Source organism: Thermomonas sp. S9 (genome assembly GCF_024704365.1).
GTDB lineage: Bacteria > Pseudomonadota > Gammaproteobacteria > Xanthomonadales > Xanthomonadaceae > Thermomonas.
In genome coordinates, this window is the sequence record NZ_JAJDFY010000001.1 from 978924 (window position 1) to 994133 (window position 15210).

At 70.0% G+C, this 15210-nt stretch carries 14 protein-coding genes; 7 read left to right on the plus strand and 7 right to left on the minus strand.

The window, feature by feature from the left end; all coding sequences use genetic code 11:
* Window positions 1–19: 19 nt before the first annotated feature.
* On the plus strand, window positions 20–2578 hold the full coding sequence (locus LJB71_RS04860) for a TonB-dependent receptor (RefSeq protein WP_259303299.1): 2559 nt from the start codon (window positions 20–22) through the stop codon (window positions 2576–2578).
* Between the two features lie 63 nt (window positions 2579–2641).
* Here LJB71_RS04860 and LJB71_RS04865 read toward each other — a convergent pair whose 3' ends face one another.
* The 3 genes from LJB71_RS04865 to LJB71_RS04875 form a co-directional block, all read right to left on the minus strand.
* Window positions 2642–3571, minus strand: coding sequence for a peptidylprolyl isomerase (locus tag LJB71_RS04865; RefSeq protein WP_259303300.1), 930 nt, complete (start codon window positions 3569–3571; stop codon window positions 2642–2644).
* Between the two features lie 59 nt (window positions 3572–3630).
* Window positions 3631–4911 (minus strand): polyhydroxyalkanoate depolymerase, encoded by a 1281-nt coding sequence (gene phaZ / locus LJB71_RS04870; protein ID WP_259304739.1) that lies wholly within the window; start codon window positions 4909–4911, stop codon window positions 3631–3633.
* A gap of 90 nt (window positions 4912–5001) precedes the next feature.
* On the minus strand, window positions 5002–5595 hold the full coding sequence (locus LJB71_RS04875; protein ID WP_259303301.1) for a class I SAM-dependent methyltransferase: 594 nt from the start codon (window positions 5593–5595) through the stop codon (window positions 5002–5004).
* Window positions 5596–5637: 42 nt separating this feature from the next.
* On the opposite strand from LJB71_RS04875, the gene LJB71_RS04880 reads away from it, so the two are divergent.
* Window positions 5638–6057 (plus strand): CopD family protein, encoded by a 420-nt coding sequence (locus tag LJB71_RS04880; protein ID WP_259303302.1) that lies wholly within the window; start codon window positions 5638–5640, stop codon window positions 6055–6057.
* 59 nt (window positions 6058–6116) lie between these two features.
* On the opposite strand, the gene LJB71_RS04885 is transcribed toward LJB71_RS04880, so the two are convergent.
* Window positions 6117–7850: an alkaline phosphatase gene (locus LJB71_RS04885; protein ID WP_259303303.1), complete on the minus strand. Its 1734-nt coding sequence runs from the start codon at window positions 7848–7850 to the stop codon at window positions 6117–6119.
* Window positions 7851–7959: 109 nt separating this feature from the next.
* Here LJB71_RS04885 and LJB71_RS04890 point away from each other — a divergent pair, with 109 nt between their 5' ends.
* From LJB71_RS04890 to LJB71_RS04900, 3 genes are all read left to right on the plus strand, one after another.
* Window positions 7960–9297, plus strand: coding sequence for a dicarboxylate/amino acid:cation symporter (locus LJB71_RS04890; protein WP_259303304.1), 1338 nt, complete (start codon window positions 7960–7962; stop codon window positions 9295–9297).
* Between the two features lie 45 nt (window positions 9298–9342).
* Complete coding sequence (locus tag LJB71_RS04895) at window positions 9343–10113, plus strand: flagellar brake protein (protein ID WP_259303305.1); 771 nt, start codon at window positions 9343–9345, stop codon at window positions 10111–10113.
* A 187-nt stretch (window positions 10114–10300) separates the two neighbouring features.
* Entirely contained in the window at window positions 10301–11593 is a 1293-nt protein-coding gene (locus LJB71_RS04900) for an adenylosuccinate synthase (RefSeq protein WP_259303306.1), read from the plus strand.
* 81 nt (window positions 11594–11674) lie between these two features.
* On the opposite strand, the gene LJB71_RS04905 is transcribed toward LJB71_RS04900, so the two are convergent.
* From LJB71_RS04905 to LJB71_RS04915, 3 genes are all read right to left on the minus strand, one after another.
* A complete protein-coding gene (locus tag LJB71_RS04905; RefSeq protein WP_259303307.1) occupies window positions 11675–12061 on the minus strand; it encodes a hypothetical protein in 387 nt (128 codons plus the stop codon).
* A 65-nt stretch (window positions 12062–12126) separates the two neighbouring features.
* Window positions 12127–12483: a hypothetical protein gene (locus LJB71_RS04910; protein WP_259303308.1), complete on the minus strand. Its 357-nt coding sequence runs from the start codon at window positions 12481–12483 to the stop codon at window positions 12127–12129.
* 99 nt (window positions 12484–12582) lie between these two features.
* Window positions 12583–13776 carry a S8 family serine peptidase gene (locus tag LJB71_RS04915; RefSeq protein ID WP_259303309.1) on the minus strand — a complete coding sequence of 398 codons (1194 nt, stop codon included), beginning with the start codon at window positions 13774–13776 and terminating at the stop codon, window positions 12583–12585.
* Window positions 13777–13895: 119 nt separating this feature from the next.
* On the opposite strand from LJB71_RS04915, the gene LJB71_RS04920 reads away from it, so the two are divergent.
* Both LJB71_RS04920 and LJB71_RS04925 read left to right on the plus strand, forming a co-directional pair.
* Window positions 13896–14384, plus strand: a complete 489-nt coding sequence (locus tag LJB71_RS04920; protein WP_259303310.1) for an RNA polymerase sigma factor — start codon at window positions 13896–13898, stop codon at window positions 14382–14384.
* Window positions 14385–14842: 458 nt separating this feature from the next.
* Window positions 14843–15112, plus strand: coding sequence for a hypothetical protein (locus LJB71_RS04925; protein WP_259303311.1), 270 nt, complete (start codon window positions 14843–14845; stop codon window positions 15110–15112).
* Window positions 15113–15210: the final 98 nt, after the last annotated feature.

The window sequence follows — 15210 nt, forward strand, 5'->3', positions numbered from 1 at the left end:
CACTCTGGGGAGTTAAGGCATGTCTGCGCAACACGTTGTTCGAAAAGGGGAAAGCCGGCGCGGCCGGGCATTTCGCAAGATCCCGCTGGCGGTCGCGGTGGCCCTGGCCTTCGCGGCGCCGGCCTGGGCGCAGGACGCCAATCCGCCGTCGTCGGCCAGGGACGCGGCGGCGAAAGACAAGGATAAGGACAAGGACACGCGTACCCTGGCCACGGTGACGGTGACCGCGCAAAAGCGCGAGGAAAACCTGCAGAAGGTGCCGATCAGCCTGCAGGTGCTGGGCAGCACCCAGCTGGAGCAGCAGGACGTGGCATCGTTCAGCGACTACGCCAAGCTGATCCCCAGTCTGAGCTACGGCACCGCCGGCGGCGGCGTGTTTTCCGGGCCCGGCTTCGTGCAGGTGTACATGCGCGGCGTCGCCAGCGGCGGCGACGGCAACCACTCCGGTTCGCAGCCCAGCGTGGGCATGTACCTGGACGAGCAGCCCATCACCACCATCCAGGGCGCGCTCGACATCCACATGTACGACATCGACCGGGTGGAGGCGCTGGCCGGCCCGCAGGGCACCCTGTACGGCGCCAGCTCGCAGGCGGGCACGGTGCGCATCATCACCAAGAAGCCCGATCCGTCGGGCTATGCGGCGGGTTTCGCGGTGGAGGCCAATGCCATCGACGGCGGCGGCATCGGCCACGTGCTGGAAGGCTTCGTCAACCTGCCGATGAACAACAACACCGCGGCGGTGCGCCTGGTGGGCTGGCAGAAGCACGATGCCGGCTGGGTGGACAACCTGCACGGCACCCGCACCTACCCGACCTCGGGGATCGTCGCGGACAACGCCGCGTTTGTCAGGAACAACTACAACACCGCCGATACCGCCGGTGTGCGCGCGGCGATGCGCTTCGACATCGCGGATCGCTGGACCATCACTCCACAGCTGATCGCACAGAAGATGAAGGCGCACGGCAGCGCCGGCATCGACCCGCTGGTGGGCAGTGCCAGCGCCGGCTACGACAGCAGCTACGGCAAGACCGCGGTCAAGCACTTCAATCCGGAGTTCTCCGACGATCGCTGGTACCAGGCGGCGATGACGGTGGAAGGCAAGATCGGCAATTTCGACCTGACCTATGTGTTCTCGCACCTCAAGCGTGACGTCGATTCCGCCGCCGACTACAGCGACTACGGCTACTGGTACGACGCGCTGGCCGGCTACGGCGCGTACTTCTATGACGACAGCGGCAACCTGATCAATCCGGCACAGCACATCACCGCCCGCGATGGCTACAGGCGCACCAGCCACGAGCTGCGCCTCGCCTCGCCGCAGGACGACCGCCTGCGCCTGGTGGCCGGTCTGTTCTGGCAGAACCAGAGCCACGACATCCTGCAGAACTACCAGATCGACGGGCTGGCCAGCGTGCTGTCGGTCAGCGGCTGGCCGGACACCATCTGGCTGACCCGGCAGAATCGCAGCGACCAGGATCGCGCCGTGTTCGGCCAGCTCGGCTACGACCTCACCGATCGCCTGGAAGCAAATGTTGGCGGCCGCTGGTTCCATGCCCGGAACAGCCTCAAGGGCTTCTTCGGGTTCGCCGAGGGCTATTCCTCGCAGTCCAGCCAGCCGCCATCCGACCGCTACGGCGAGGCCGGCTGCTATGCGCAGTATGGCGCCCCATCCAACTGGCAGCCCTACAAGGGCGCGCCGTGCCTGGTGTTCGACAAGGGCGTGAAGGAGAACGGGTCGATCTACCGCGCCAACCTCACCTTCAAGATCAATGACACCAAGCTGGTGTACGCCACCTGGTCGGAGGGCTACCGCCCTGGCGGCATCAACCGCCGCGGCACGCTGCCGCCCTACAAGTCGGATTTCCTGACCAACTACGAGGCCGGCTGGAAGACCTCCTGGGGCAACGGCAGCTTCATTTTCAACGGCGCGGTGTTCCGCGAGGACTGGAAGGACTTTCAGTTCTCCTACCTCGGCCAGAACGGCCTGACCGAGATCCGTAACGCCAACCAGGCGCGCATCAACGGCCTGGAGACCGATCTGGTCTGGGCTGCCACCTACAACCTGCAGATCACCGGCAGTTTCGCCTGGTACGACGCCAAGCTCTCCGCCAACTACTGCGGCTGGCTGCGCCCGGACGGCAAGCCGGAAACGGTGTGCCCGGCCGGCACGGTGGATCCGAACGGCAACGTGGTCAGCGGCCCGCAGGCGGCCAAGGGCACGCAGCTGCCGATCACGCCGCGCTTCAAGGGCAACCTCAACGCGCGCTATACCTTCGACCTCGGTCCGGGCGAAGCCTACTGGCAGGCCTCGCTGTCGCATGCGGGCAAGCGCCGGGTGGACCTGCGCGCCGCGGAAACGGCGCTGCTGGGCTATCTGGATGCCTACACCCTGGTCGATCTCTCGGCCGGCTGGCGCAAGGACAGCTGGGCAATCGACGTGTTCCTGAAGAACGCGTTCAACACCCGCGCGCAGATGACCCGTTTCGCCGAGTGCGCGGCACTGACCTGCGGACACGAGCCGTACACCGTGATCGCGCAGCCGCGCACGCTCGGCATCCGCTTCAGCCGCGAGTTCTGAGCCGCGTTGCGGTACGGTGATGAGGGCGACCCCCGGGCCGCCCTCGTCGTCCGTGCGCTCGCCTTACTTGGCGGCAGGCGTCTCGCGCACCGGCAGCGGCACGTTGCACAGGTCGATATGGCCGGCCGGCTGGGTGTAGAAATCGTCCACCCGGTTGCGCCGCGCCTCGGTGGCGTCGCGGAAGGCCTGGCTGTCGGTGCGCAGCAGCTGCAGCGGGGTGCGCTCGGCCGCCGGCACCTCGCTGGCCAGCTTGATCGAGAGGATCGGCGTACGCTGCTTGGGGTCGGTGTAGAAGCCCATCGGCGCCGGGCCGCGCGGGATCACGCTGAGCAGCTCCATGCCCTTCACCACCCGGCCCACCACGGTCAGCTGGTGGTCCAGCGCGCGTGGGGCCTGCCCGATCACCACGTAGAGCTCGGCGCCAATGCTGCTGTCCGGCGGCGTGTTGCGGCCGGCACCGACCACGCCGTAGCAATGCGCCATCCACACCTTGCCGGTCTTGGGATCGCGCGCGGCGGGGACGCCGTCCACGAAGCCGACCTGCGGCGCCCAGCCGTCGATATCGGGCAGGCGGTCGAAGCGCACGCCCTGGTCGCTGCGGGTGAACTCGGCCGGCAGGTGGGTGCGGGTGCCGGGCGGATAGGGCTTGGCCTTGCCGGCGTCCTCGCCGTCGGGGTCGCCGAACTGCACCACGAAATTGTCCTGTGCGCGGTAGATGGAAAGCCCGTCCCAGAACCCGCCCCTGGCCAGCGTCTTGATGTTCGCCACGTGCTCCGGCGCGAAGCCGGGGGCCAGCTCGATCACCACACGCCCGGCGGGCAGCTCCATGTACAGGGTGTTGGCGGGATCGAGGCCGCGCCAGGCGCTGGCCGGGGCGGCATCGATGATTTCCTGCGCGGACTTGCGCTTGGGAGGCTGCGCGGCGCCTGCGGCGTGCAGGTCGGCGGTCAGCAGGGCGAGCAGGGCGGTGGCAAGCAGGGTGGCGCGCATCATCGGGCTCCGGTGGTCGCAAGGCCCAGCATAGCGTGCGGCCGGCTGCCGCTGTGCCGGTCTCACGCCTTGCGCGTGCGCCGGCCGCGGGGCGCGGGTGCGCCGGCGTGGGCGCGGATGAACTCGCGCACCTGCGGATACACCTGGGTGCGCCAGCGGTGGCCGCTGAAGATGCCGTAATGGCCGGCGCCCTCCACCGTGAGGTGGCGGTGGTCGGCCTGCGGAATGCCGGCGCACAGCGCATGCGCGGCGCGGGTCTGGCCCTGGCCGGAGATGTCGTCCAGCTCACCCTCGATGGTCAGCAGCGCGCAGGTGGTGATCCTCGCGGGATCGACCCGCTCGCCGGCCACGTCCCACAGCCCGCGCGGCAGCAGGTGCTGCTGGAACACCACGCGGATGGTGTCGAGGTAGTACTCGGCGGGCATGTCCAGCACCGCGTTGTATTCGTCGTAGAAGCGGCGGTGCGCCTCGGCCGATTCCAGGTCGCCCTTGACCAGGTTCTGGTAGAAGTCCCAGTGCGACATGCCGTGGCGCTCGGGATTCATCGCCACGAAGCCCAGGTGCTGCAGGAAGCCCGGATACACGCGGCGCCCGGCGCCGGGATAGTTGGCCGGTACGCGGTGGATGAGGGTGCTTTCGAACCACCACAGGGGCTGGCGGGTGGCCAGGTTGTTGACCGCGGTCGGCGACTGCCGGGTATCGATCGGGCCGCCCATCATCGTCAGCGTGCGCGGCAGCACCTCGCCGCGCGCCGCCATCAGCGACACCGCGGCCAGCACCGGCACGGTCGGCTGGCAGACGCTGATCACGTGCAGGTTGGCGGCACCGATGTGGCGGATGAAGTCCCGCACGTAGGCCACATAGTCGTCCAGCGTGAACGGCCCTTGCGCGTGCGGCACCATGCGCGCGTCGGTCCAGTCGGTGATGTACACCTTGTGGTCGGCCAGCAGGGTGCGCACGGTGTCGCGCAGCAGGGTGGCGTGGTGGCCGGACAGCGGCGCCACCACCAGCACGGTGGGGTCGTCCTTCATCCGCGCCAGGCCGTCGGCCTGGTCGTGGTAGCGCTTGAAGCGCAGCAGCCGGCAGAACGGCTTTTCGAGTTCCACCCGTTCCACCACCGGGATCGGCACCCCGTCCACCGCGATCTGATGGATGCCGAACTCCGGCTTCTCGTACTCCTTGCCCAGCCGGTACATCAGCTCGAACGCGGCCGCGGTGCGCTGCGCGCCCGGCAGGGCCGCCAGCCAGCTGTCGTGGGCGGAATACATCTTGGCGCCGGCATCGGCCCAGTAGGCATACGGGGCCAGTCCGGCGCGCCAGAGTTCGTGCAGTTCGTACAGCAGCATCGCGGTGGTGTCCGTGGCCTGGATTGCGGCGCTGCAGCATAACGCATCGCTTCTGCGGCGCCGTGACGGCCGTCGCGGGCTGCGCCTTCAGTCCGGCAGCTCGAGCGCGCTGGCGTGCGCCACCCGCAGCGGTGACAGCCAGCAGTGCGAGCCCAGCGGCTGCAGGCCCAGCGCGCACAGGCGTTTGCGGTAGAACGCCGCCGGCCGCTGCTTGAACTCGTGTTCGTCACCTTCCGCGCCGTCGCCGCGGGCGAACACCTCGATGAAGGCCACCCCACCGCACAGCTCGGCCAGCGCCGGCAGGCCGCGGTCCAGCTCGCGGGTGTCGAGGTAATGCAGCACGTCGCTGCACACCAGCAGGTCGGCCGGCGGGCAGGGGCGCAGATGCGCGAAGTCGCCGAAGCGGGCCTTGTGCAGATTGCGGGTCCGCCCGTAGCGGGCGATGGCGTAGTCGCTGGCATCGAATCCCAGGTAGTGCACGCGCGGGCGCAGCCTGCGCAGCGGCGCGCGCCAGGTGCCTTCGCCGCAGCCGATGTCCAGCACCGTGCGGATCGGGCGCTCCAGATGGTATTCGGCGGTCGCCACCGCCAGCTGCACCTTGCGCAGCAGGCGGGCGGGATGCCCGATCCCGCCGTGGCGGTACCAGCGGTCGAAATAGGCGCGGTCGTAGCGTTTGCTCATCGTGGCATGCTAACGGGCATCCTCTGTTCCCGGAGTGCCGGCATGGCGTACCTGCTGACCAAGACGTTCCACCTGGTGTTCGTGATCGCCTGGATGTCCACGGTGTTCTACCTGCCGCGGATCCTGGTCAATCTGGCCGAGGCCGGCGGCGCGCCCGCGGTGCGCGCGCGCCTGCTGCTGATGGGGCGCCGGCTGTACCGCTTCGGCCACGTGATGTTCGGCATCGCCTTCGTGCTGGGGCTGGTGCTATGGCTGCACTTCCAGATCGGCGGCGGCTGGCTGCATGCCAAGCTGGTGCTGGTGCTGCTGCTGCTGGCGCATTTCGTGGTCGCCGGGCGCCTGCTCAAGCGCAGCGCGGCGGGGCACCCGCTGCCCGCGGCCGGCACCTTGCGCTGGTTCAACGAAGTGCCGGTGGTGCTGCTGGTGATGGTGGTCTATCTGGTGCTGGCCAAGCCGTTCTAAGAGGGCTGTCGCTGGCATGCGCCACGCCGACGCGCCCGAGCGGCGTGGCAGCTTTGCTTTCAGTGCGGCGTGGTGGAAGCTTTCGGATCGGGCAGGATCACCGGAACTCCGTTGCCATCGCACAGCTGCTGCGCGCAGGCCGCCGCGCGCAGGCGCGGGCTGGCCTGCAGCAGGATGTGATAGAGCGCGTTCTGCTCCAGCGAGCCGCGCACCGCGGCGCTGCCGGGGCCGCGGGCCCAGACGCCGACGTCCTCGCCGCCGTGGGTCTCCGATTTCGCCGGCACCAGCGCTTCCTGCATGTAGTCCGGGTCCTCGGTGTCCACGTGGGTCAGGTCCGGACGCCCGTTGCGGGCGGGGCGCACGCCTTCCATCCAGTGCTCGAAGCGCTTGGGGCCTTCCGGCTGGCGCGAACTGGCGCCGACGTAGCCGGGGCCGTTGGCATAGCTGAGCGTGGTGTAGGGCAGGCCGGTGGCGTCGCGCGCCAGCTGGGTGGGGTCGCTTTCCTCGCCGCTGCCGCCCTTGACCTTGCTCAGGATCGGATTGCCGCGCGCGGGATAGCCGGCAAAGGTCATGGTGTGCGAGTGGTCGGCGGTGACCAGGATCAGGGTGTCCTGCGGCGAGGTCATCTCGCTGGCAGCGCGCACCGCGTCGGAGAAGGCGATGGTCTCGTCCAGCGCGCGGAAGGCGTTGCCGGAGTGGTGGGCATGGTCGATGCGGCCGCCTTCCACCAGCAGCACATAGCCGTCCGGGTTGCGCGCCAGGCGGGTGATCGCAGCGCGGGTCATCTCCGCCAGCGAGGGTTCGCCGGCGGGATCCTGCGGGCGATCGTGCTCGTAGTGCATGTGGTCGGGCTCGAACAGGCCCAGCAGCGGCTGGTCGGTCGGCGCGGCGCGCAGCTGCGCCGCGTTCCAGACGTAGACGCCGCCCGGATGGCGCTGCTGCCACTCGGCGATCAGGTCGCGCCCGTCCAGACGTGCGCCGACCTTGTCGTCGTACTCCGGATCGCGCTGGCTGGCCGGCATCAGATTGCTGCGGCCGCCGCCCATCAGCACGTCGGGGCCGGCGCCGTACGGCGATTCCACCATCTGCCGGGCGATGTCGAGGCAGCCTTCGGCCTGCGCCTCCGGCGGCAGGTCGGCATCGCTCTCCCAGTTGCGGTCGGCGCTGTGGCTGAAGGTGGCGGCCGGGGTGGCGTGCGTCACGCGGGTGGTGGTGGCCACGCCGGTGGCCATGCCGGCGGAGGCGGCGAGTTCCCACAGGGTCAGCAGCGGGGTGGCCAGTGCCGCCTTGCAGTCGCCGCGCGGCGCGCTCTGGCCGATGCTGAGCACGCCCAGCCGGGTCTTGGCACCGGTGGCGATCGCGCTCATGGTGCCGGCCGAGTCCGGGGTCTGCGAATTGGTGTTGTAGGTCTTGCTCAGCGCGGTGTCCGGGAAGGTTTCCCAGGCCAGGCGGTTCTCCTCGCCGGGCATGCCCTTGCGTTGCCCCTCCAGGATGCGCGCGGCGGCCACGGTGGTCAGGCTCATGCCGTCGCCGAGAAACACGATCACGTTCCTGGCGCGGCCGTTCATGGCGCCGCGCTCCGCGGCCTGGGCGGCGCCGGCGCGGTACCACCATTGCGGGGTCTCGCCGTCCGGATGCTGGATGGCGGGCACGTCCACGTGCAGCGTGGCGGCCTGGGCGCCGGCCGGGGCGGCGGCGTGCGGGAGCGGGCCGGTGCTGGCGCAGGCGGCCAGCAGCAGGCTGCAGGCGAACGGCAGCAGGCGGAGTCGGGCAGGGATATGCGGAGTGTTCATGTAGGCATTATCACCGGTCGCGGTGTCAGCGGGATTGCAGGGGTGGTTGCGCGCTGACGCGCAGCGGCCGGTCGGGTATCGTGCAGACCGGCCAAGCCCGGAGGGGCACATGTTCGACTGGTGGTTCCGCATCAAGTTCTGGAAGCGCGTGCTGCTCGGCTTCGTGCTGGGCGCGCTGGCGGGCTGGGCGTTCGGCAAGGACGCCGAAACCTGGTTCGGGCCGGTCGGCGATCTCTATGTCACCCTGATCTCGATGATCGCGGTGCCGCTGGTGTTCTTCGCGGTGATCAATGCGGTGGCCTCGCTCAGCGGCAAGGCGTCGATCGCCGCGCTGGCCGGGCGCACCTTCCTGTGGTTCGCGATCACCGCGGTGCTGGCGGTGGGCGTGGGGCTGGCGTTCGGCTGGATCATCCAGCCGGGCGCCGGGGTGGGGCCGCTGAAGATCGCGTCCGACTATTCGCCCAGGCAGGTGCCCGGTGCGCTGGACATGCTGCTGAACCTGGTGCCGTCCAATCCGTTCCAGGCCCTGGGCGGGGCCGCGAGCGCGAAGCTGGCCGACGGCACCAAGGTACTGGTGCCGCGCAGCTGGACCGTGCTGCAGGTGATCTTCTTCGCCGGGCTGGTGGGCTTTGCGATGGTGAAGCTGGGCGAGAAGGTGGCCGGGGTGCGCAGGCTGGTGGGCGAAGCCAGCGAGGTGATGATCCAGGTCACCCGCTACGTGCTGGAGTTCACTCCGTTTGGAACCTTCGGCCTGATCGCCGCCCTGGTGGGCGGCTACGGCTTCGAGCAGCTGCGCCCGCTGCTGAACTTCGTCCTGGCGCTGTATGCGGCCTGCGCCTTCCACATCGTGGTGGTGTACAGCGCCCTGCTGCTGGCGCACGGCCTGAACCCGCTGAAGTTCTTCCGCGGCGCGGCGCCCGCGATGGAGGTGGGCTTCGTGGCCTCCAGCAGCTTCGCGGCGCTGCCGGCCTCGCTGCGCAGCGCCACCCACAATCTCGGGGTGGACCGCGATTACGCGGCGTTCGCGGTGCCGCTGGGCGCCACCATCAAGATGGACGGCTGCGGCGCGATCTATCCGGCGCTGGCGGCGGTGTTCATCTCGCAGTACGCCGGGATCGAGCTGTCGCCGACCCAGTACCTGATCATCGCGCTGGCCTCGGTGCTGGGCAGCTTCGGCACCGCCGGGGTGCCGGGTACCGCGGTGATCATGGCCACCGTGGTGCTCTCTGCCGCGGGGTTGCCGCTGGAGGTGATCGGCTACCTGTACGCGATCGACCGCGTGCTGGACATGATGCGCACGATGACCAACGTCACCGGCCAGGTGCTGGTGCCGGTGCTGGTGGCGAAGGAGACCGGGCGTCTGGATCGCGCGCTGTACGAGGCGGCGCCGAGCAACGTGGGGCTGGCCGAGGGCGATCAGGCCGAGCCCGATGCCAGGCACGGTTGAGCCACCATCAAGCAGCCGCCGGCGACTGCCGTTAAGCTTGGTGAAATGAGCGACCTGCCCGACCTGCCCGACCTTCCCGCCCCGGACGTGGCCGATCTGGAAGGGTATTACGACAAGTTCTACCTCCACGACGCGGGCGAGATCCGCCACCACCTGCAGCGCTTGGCAGGCGAACGCAGCACGCTCAGCGTGCGCCCGGACAACACCGCCAGCGCGCTGCCCACCATTCTGCTGAAGGTGGATGCCGCCGGCCTGCTGATCGACGTGCCTGCCAGCCGTTCGGTGCAGGAGGCCTGGCTGGCGGTGCCCCTGCTGCGGTTCGAGGGCAGCATCGACCGCGCCGCGCTGCGCTTCTCGTGCGGGCCGGCGCAGCTGGATACGTTCGAGGACGCCGCCGCGTTCCGGCTGCCGATCCCCGAGCGCGTGCTGTACCTGCAGCGGCGCGAGTTCATGCGCCGCGAACCGCCGGCCGGCACCCTGTTCTGCCGCCTGCGGCTGGACGAAGGCGAGCGTGAGGTGGATGCCACCATTCGCGACATCGGCGGCGGGGGGCTGGCGGTGATCACCACCCGCTCGCAGGTGCGCCTGCAAGTGGGGGACGTGTTGCGCGATTGCCGGATCGATCTGCCCGAGCTGGGCGAAGTGGGGGTCGACCTGCAGGTGCGCCACGTCATCCGCCGCGGCCACCTCGGACCGGACGCCACCCAGGCCGGCTGCGAATTCGTGAATCTGACTCCGGTCGCGCAGCGCAAGCTGTTCCGCTATCTGCTGCAACTCGACCGCGACCTGCTGGCGCGGCGGCGGCGGCTGGAGTGAGGACGGCGGTCGCGGGGGGCGGCCGATGCGGGTAGAATGCGCGAAAGCCGGGGCCCGCCTCGGCTTTTTCCGTGTCTGGCGCCCGTCCGGCCCGGCCCGCCCCGATGGCGGTTCGACCTTGGCGGACGGCACTTCCAGGCGCACCCATCCCGCGGCCCCGATGGCCGCACGCAGCAGGAGTGAAGCCATGGGCCAGTCGGTCGTGGTATTGGGCGCCCAGTGGGGCGACGAGGGCAAGGGCAAGATCGTCGATCTGCTCACCGAGGACATCGGCGCCGTGGTGCGCTTCCAGGGCGGCCACAACGCCGGCCACACCCTGGTCATCAACGGCAAGAAGACGGTGCTGCACCTGATCCCGTCCGGGATCCTGCGCGCGGGCGCACTGTGCCTGATCGGCAACGGCGTGGTGATCTCGCCGGCCGCGCTGCGCAAGGAGATCGAGGAGCTGGAGGCGGCCGGGGTGGACGTGCGCTCGCGGTTGAAGATCAGCCCGGCCGCGCCGCTGATCATGCCCTACCACATCGCCTTGGACCAGGCGCGCGAGAAGGCTGCCGGCGGCAAGGCCATCGGCACCACCGGCCGCGGCATCGGCCCGGCCTACGAGGACAAGGTGGCGCGCCGCGGCATCCGTATCGCCGACCTGCATTACCCGGAGCAGCTGGCCGAGAAGCTGCGCAGCGCGCTGGACTACCACAACTTCGTCCTCACCAAATACCTGGGCGTGGACCCGGTGGACTTCGATGCGGTGTATGCCGAGGCGCTGGCATTCGGTGAATACGTCGAGCCGATGAAGTCCGACGTGGCCGGGATCCTTCACGAGCTCCGCAGGCAGGGCAAGCGGGTGCTGTTCGAGGGCGCGCAGGGCGCGCTGCTGGACATCGACCACGGCACCTATCCCTACGTCACCAGCTCCAACACCACGATCGGCGGCGCGCTGGCCGGCACCGGCGTGGGTGCGGACGCGATCGACTACGTGCTGGGCATCGCCAAGGCGTATGCGACGCGCGTTGGCGGCGGCCCGTTCCCGACCGAGCTGGACGATGCGATCGGCCAGGGCATCCGCGACCGCGGCGCGGAGTACGGCGCTTCCACCGGGCGCCCGCGTCGCTGCGGCTGGATGGATATCGTGGCGCTCAAGCGCGCGGTGGCGATCAACGGCATCAGCGGCCTGTGCATCACCAAGCTCGACGTGCTGGACGGCATGGAGAAGCTGAAGATGTGCATCGCCTACGAGTACCGCGGCAAGCGCACCGAGTACGCGCCGCTGGACGCGCAGGGCTGGGAGGAGATCACCCCGGTGTACCTGGAGTTCCCGGGCTGGAGCGAAACCACCCACGGCATCACCGAGTGGGACAGGCTGCCGCCGGCCGCGCGTGCCTACCTGCGTGCGCTGGAGGAACTGGCGGGCTGCCCGATCAGTATCGTTTCCACCGGCCCGGACCGCGACCACACCATGGTGCTGCGCGACCCGTTCGCCTGAGTTCCGGCATTCGCGGATGAGCATGCGAAGCCCCGCTTGCGCGGGGCTTCGCCGTTTCTGCGGCAGAGGCGTTGTGCGGGCTTAGCGGGGGTCATCCTCTCGCTTGTGGTCGCGCTTGGGCTTGGCCGCCGGCTGCGGTTCCGACGCCGGCGCCGATGCACTGCCCGCGCCCGCAGCGATGGACGCGCTGCCGCTTCCATCGGCCTTGCCGCGCCGTGCCTGCGCCGAACCACGTGCCGCGCCGCTGGTCGACGCACTGATGCCGGATTCGCGCGAAACCGAAGCGCTGCCACCGGCCGAGCCTTCGGCGGCCACGCTGGGCAGTAGCGGGTGATGCGCCGGGGCGTTGCCAGAGGTGCCGGAACCGCCACCGGCGTGACTCTGCGCACTACGCCCCAGCGCTGCGCTGACGCCGCCTTCAGCACTACCGGCGACGCCCGGCGCGGATGCAGGCGGCTGCGCGTTCACCGCCGGCGTGAGGGAAGTGGCGTTGCCAGACAGCGTGGCCTGGGCCGCACCCGCAAGCGTGCCGGTCAGCGCCGCGCCGCGTTCGCCTTGGCGGCCACGCGGCTGGCCTCGGCGTCTACGGCGCGCTTGCCGTGGGAGGCGGCGTCTGTGGTTGCGCCGGCGATGGCGTTGCCGCTGGCGCGTGCGCGGCGGGCGGCGCGTTCGCGGGCGACTTCGAGGCGGTCGATGGTGCCCACTGCAGGCAATCGGCCGTCGATGCGGCCGTTGCCGGAAAGATTGCCCCCCAGCATGCCACCCGTGCGGTCGATGGTGCCGCTGAGGCTGCCGCCGAGATCACCGCGGCCACCCAATACCTGCGCCTGGACAGGCGCTATGCAGGTGAAGGCGGCGAGTGCGATCAAGGTGAGAGAGGTCTTGCGCATTGGAGTTCTCCTTGTCATCCGCGGCGGGTCCGCGTGTAATGACGGAACGACCGGGCGTGCCGGATCCATCCGGCGCCTGGAAACGCGGATGGAATCCGTTCAGGTTGGAGCGATGATTCCCAGCCCGCAGCGGGGCGAGCGTGCCGGACGGGCCGCGCGTGCAAGCACATGCATCGCATCGGCGCTGTGCCCAGGCGCTGGCGCGGCCCAGGTGCCGGCGAGCAGGCGCGCTACTAGCGGCGCAGCGAAGGACGTGCCGCGCGTGTGGGAATCCACCACGCCGTCCGCGCAGACGCTGATGTGCTTGCCCACCGCCGATTCCGGCAACAGCACGCCGCGGGCGTTGACGGCGGCGACCGCGATCACGCCCGGATAGCCGGCGGGAAAGCGGGGAGGTGCGGCCGGCCCGTCGTTGCCTGCCGCCGCAACGATCACCTGCCCACGTGCGAGCAGCACTTCGACCGTCCGCCGCAGCGCGCTGTTGTCCGGTCCGACCAGACTGACGTTGATCACGGCCACCCCCTGCTGCGCCATCCAGCGCAGCGCCTCCACCAGTGCCAGCGTATCGCCGCCCACGCGCCGTCCGCACCACAGGTCGGCGGCCAGCAGGGTGGCAGGTGCGCCTGCGACGAGGCGCATCGCCACCTGGGTTCCGTGTGGCTGTGGAAGGCTGCGGCCATCACAGCCATGGGGCACGACGCGGGTGCGTGCGAGTGCGGGAGCGCTGGCGTCGACGCCGCCATCGATCAGCCCGACGCGAAGTCCGGTATCGCCGGTTGCCGCCTGGTTGGCCTGGCCGGCGTAGCCACCGGCAGGCAGAAACAAATGGTGGGGCTCGATGGCGCGGCCGGGCAGGGTCGCGCGCAGCACGCGCAGGGCGCGGCCAGGGCTGCGGTCGCGGCTGTCCCGCAACAGCGTGATCGACATCCCGAATGCGTCGTCGTGATCCTCGCGCAGCACCTGGAAGCCGGCAGCGCGGACCGCGTCCTGCTCGGCCGCATCGATGTCCAGCGCCAGATATTCAGCGCGTCGCATGACCGCGCCATCCGGCGCCCGTGCGACCTGCGCAGGCACTTCGCGCAGCAGCGCCGCGGCCTGCTGGCGATAGCTCCAGGTCGCGCTCAGCAGGGCGTTGGTGGTGGCGGAGGTCGCTGCGTCGAGCGTGTCGATGGGCGTGCCTGCGGGCAGCCGCGGCAGCGTCGGGAGGCCGCCAGGCAGCACCTGCGCGCGTACGGGCAAGAACGGCCCGAGCGCGAGCAGCAGGCATACAACCAGGGGTAGGTGACGACGCATGCGGCACTGGCTGAAGTGGATGCGACCGGATGCTAGCATCCGCCTCTGCACCGTCGCTGAGCGTCCGGTATGCACGACGGATGGAAACCGCGCACACGTTCGTAGGGTCCCCTGTACGCATGAGCGATCGCGACACTGTCTGCGAAGCACTGCCGGCGTTGTTGCCACGCCTGCGACGTATGGCGCGTGCATTGGCGGGCAATGCCGCGGATGCCGATGACCTGGTGCAGCTGGCGCTGGAACGCGCGCTTGCGCGTGCGGACCAGTGGCGACCGGACGGAAGAGTGGATGCATGGGTGTTTGGCATCCTGCGCAATGCCTGGCGGGACGAGCTGCGGGCGCGGGCGCGCAAGCAGGCGGTCTTCGTCGCCGAGGAGGCCGGGCTTTCGGTGGGCGAGGCGGGCGTCGAACGCCACGTCGAAGCGCTGTCGGTGGCAGAGGCAATGGCGAGGTTGCCGCCCGAGCAGCGCGAGGCAGTGGCGCTGGTGCTGGTGGAGGGCATGCGTTACGCCGAGGCCGCACACGTGCTTGGTGTACCCGAAGGCACGGTCACGAGCCGGCTGTCACGGGCGCGGGCGGCGCTGCGCGATTGGCTCGGACAGGAATGAGGAATCCAAGATGCAGCCGACGTCCATGAACGGGAACGATGCCGAGGCACTGCGGGCCTATCTGGATGGCGAGGCGGATGCGGACACGCGCGCCCGTATCGAGGCTGCGCGGCGGCTCGATCCTGCGCTGGACGAGGTGATCCGGCGCGACCAGCGCATGCGCGAGCGCCTGCGGGGTGCGTTCGATGACGTGCTGCGCGAGCCGGTGCCGGACGCTTTGCGCAGGCTGGTGGACGCGCCTGCGCCGCTGGCCCGACGCACTGCGCCGCGTGCGCTGCGTTGGCGCGCGCCGGTCTATGCGCTTGCCGCATCCCTCGCGCTGGTCGCCGCGGCCATCGCGTTTCGCCTCGACGGCAGCACGCCGTGGGTGCGCAAGGAGGGGGGCACTGGTCGCCCGCGGCGAATTCGCCGCGATGCTGGATCGATCGGTCTCTGCGGCCCCCGCCGGCGGCATGCGCGTGGGGCTGACCTTTCTCGATCGGGACAACCGCTGGTGTCGCAGCTTCGACGGCGTCGATGGCGGCTGGCAGGGGCTTGCGTGCCGCGAGGAGGGGCAATGGCGCGTCGAACTGCTGGTGCAGGCACCGGCCGACACCGGTGAGTTGCGGCAGGCCGGTGCCGGGATGGCGCCGGAGCTGCTGGCTGCGATCGATGCGCGCATCAAGGGCGAGGCGCTGGATGCCGAGCGCGAGCGGGCCGTCGTCGCTTCAGGGTGGCGCCAGCCGTGACGCGAGCCGCGCCTCTGGGCGCCCGGCAGCAGCGGCGGATGCCGCCATCCGCGTTTTTCGAGCTGGATGAAGAAGATGTATCTGCCGGTGTGCGTGGC

What these genes read in the sequence shown, in the direction of transcription:
- LJB71_RS04860 (WP_259303299.1), top strand. Translation starts at nt 20, where the DNA reads ATGTCTGCGCAACACGTTGTTCGAAAAGGGGAAAGCCGGCGCGGCCGG.
- LJB71_RS04865 (WP_259303300.1), bottom strand. Translation starts at nt 3,571, where the DNA reads ATGATGCGCGCCACCCTGCTTGCCACCGCCCTGCTCGCCCTGCTGACC.
- LJB71_RS04875 (WP_259303301.1), bottom strand. Translation starts at nt 5,595, where the DNA reads ATGAGCAAACGCTACGACCGCGCCTATTTCGACCGCTGGTACCGCCAC.
- LJB71_RS04880 (WP_259303302.1), top strand. Translation starts at nt 5,638, where the DNA reads ATGGCGTACCTGCTGACCAAGACGTTCCACCTGGTGTTCGTGATCGCC.
- LJB71_RS04885 (WP_259303303.1), bottom strand. Translation starts at nt 7,850, where the DNA reads ATGAACACTCCGCATATCCCTGCCCGACTCCGCCTGCTGCCGTTCGCC.
- LJB71_RS04890 (WP_259303304.1), top strand. Translation starts at nt 7,960, where the DNA reads ATGTTCGACTGGTGGTTCCGCATCAAGTTCTGGAAGCGCGTGCTGCTC.
- LJB71_RS04895 (WP_259303305.1), top strand. Translation starts at nt 9,343, where the DNA reads ATGAGCGACCTGCCCGACCTGCCCGACCTTCCCGCCCCGGACGTGGCC.
- LJB71_RS04900 (WP_259303306.1), top strand. Translation starts at nt 10,301, where the DNA reads ATGGGCCAGTCGGTCGTGGTATTGGGCGCCCAGTGGGGCGACGAGGGC.
- LJB71_RS04910 (WP_259303308.1), bottom strand. Translation starts at nt 12,483, where the DNA reads ATGCGCAAGACCTCTCTCACCTTGATCGCACTCGCCGCCTTCACCTGC.
- LJB71_RS04915 (WP_259303309.1), bottom strand. Translation starts at nt 13,776, where the DNA reads ATGCGTCGTCACCTACCCCTGGTTGTATGCCTGCTGCTCGCGCTCGGG.
- LJB71_RS04920 (WP_259303310.1), top strand. Translation starts at nt 13,896, where the DNA reads ATGAGCGATCGCGACACTGTCTGCGAAGCACTGCCGGCGTTGTTGCCA.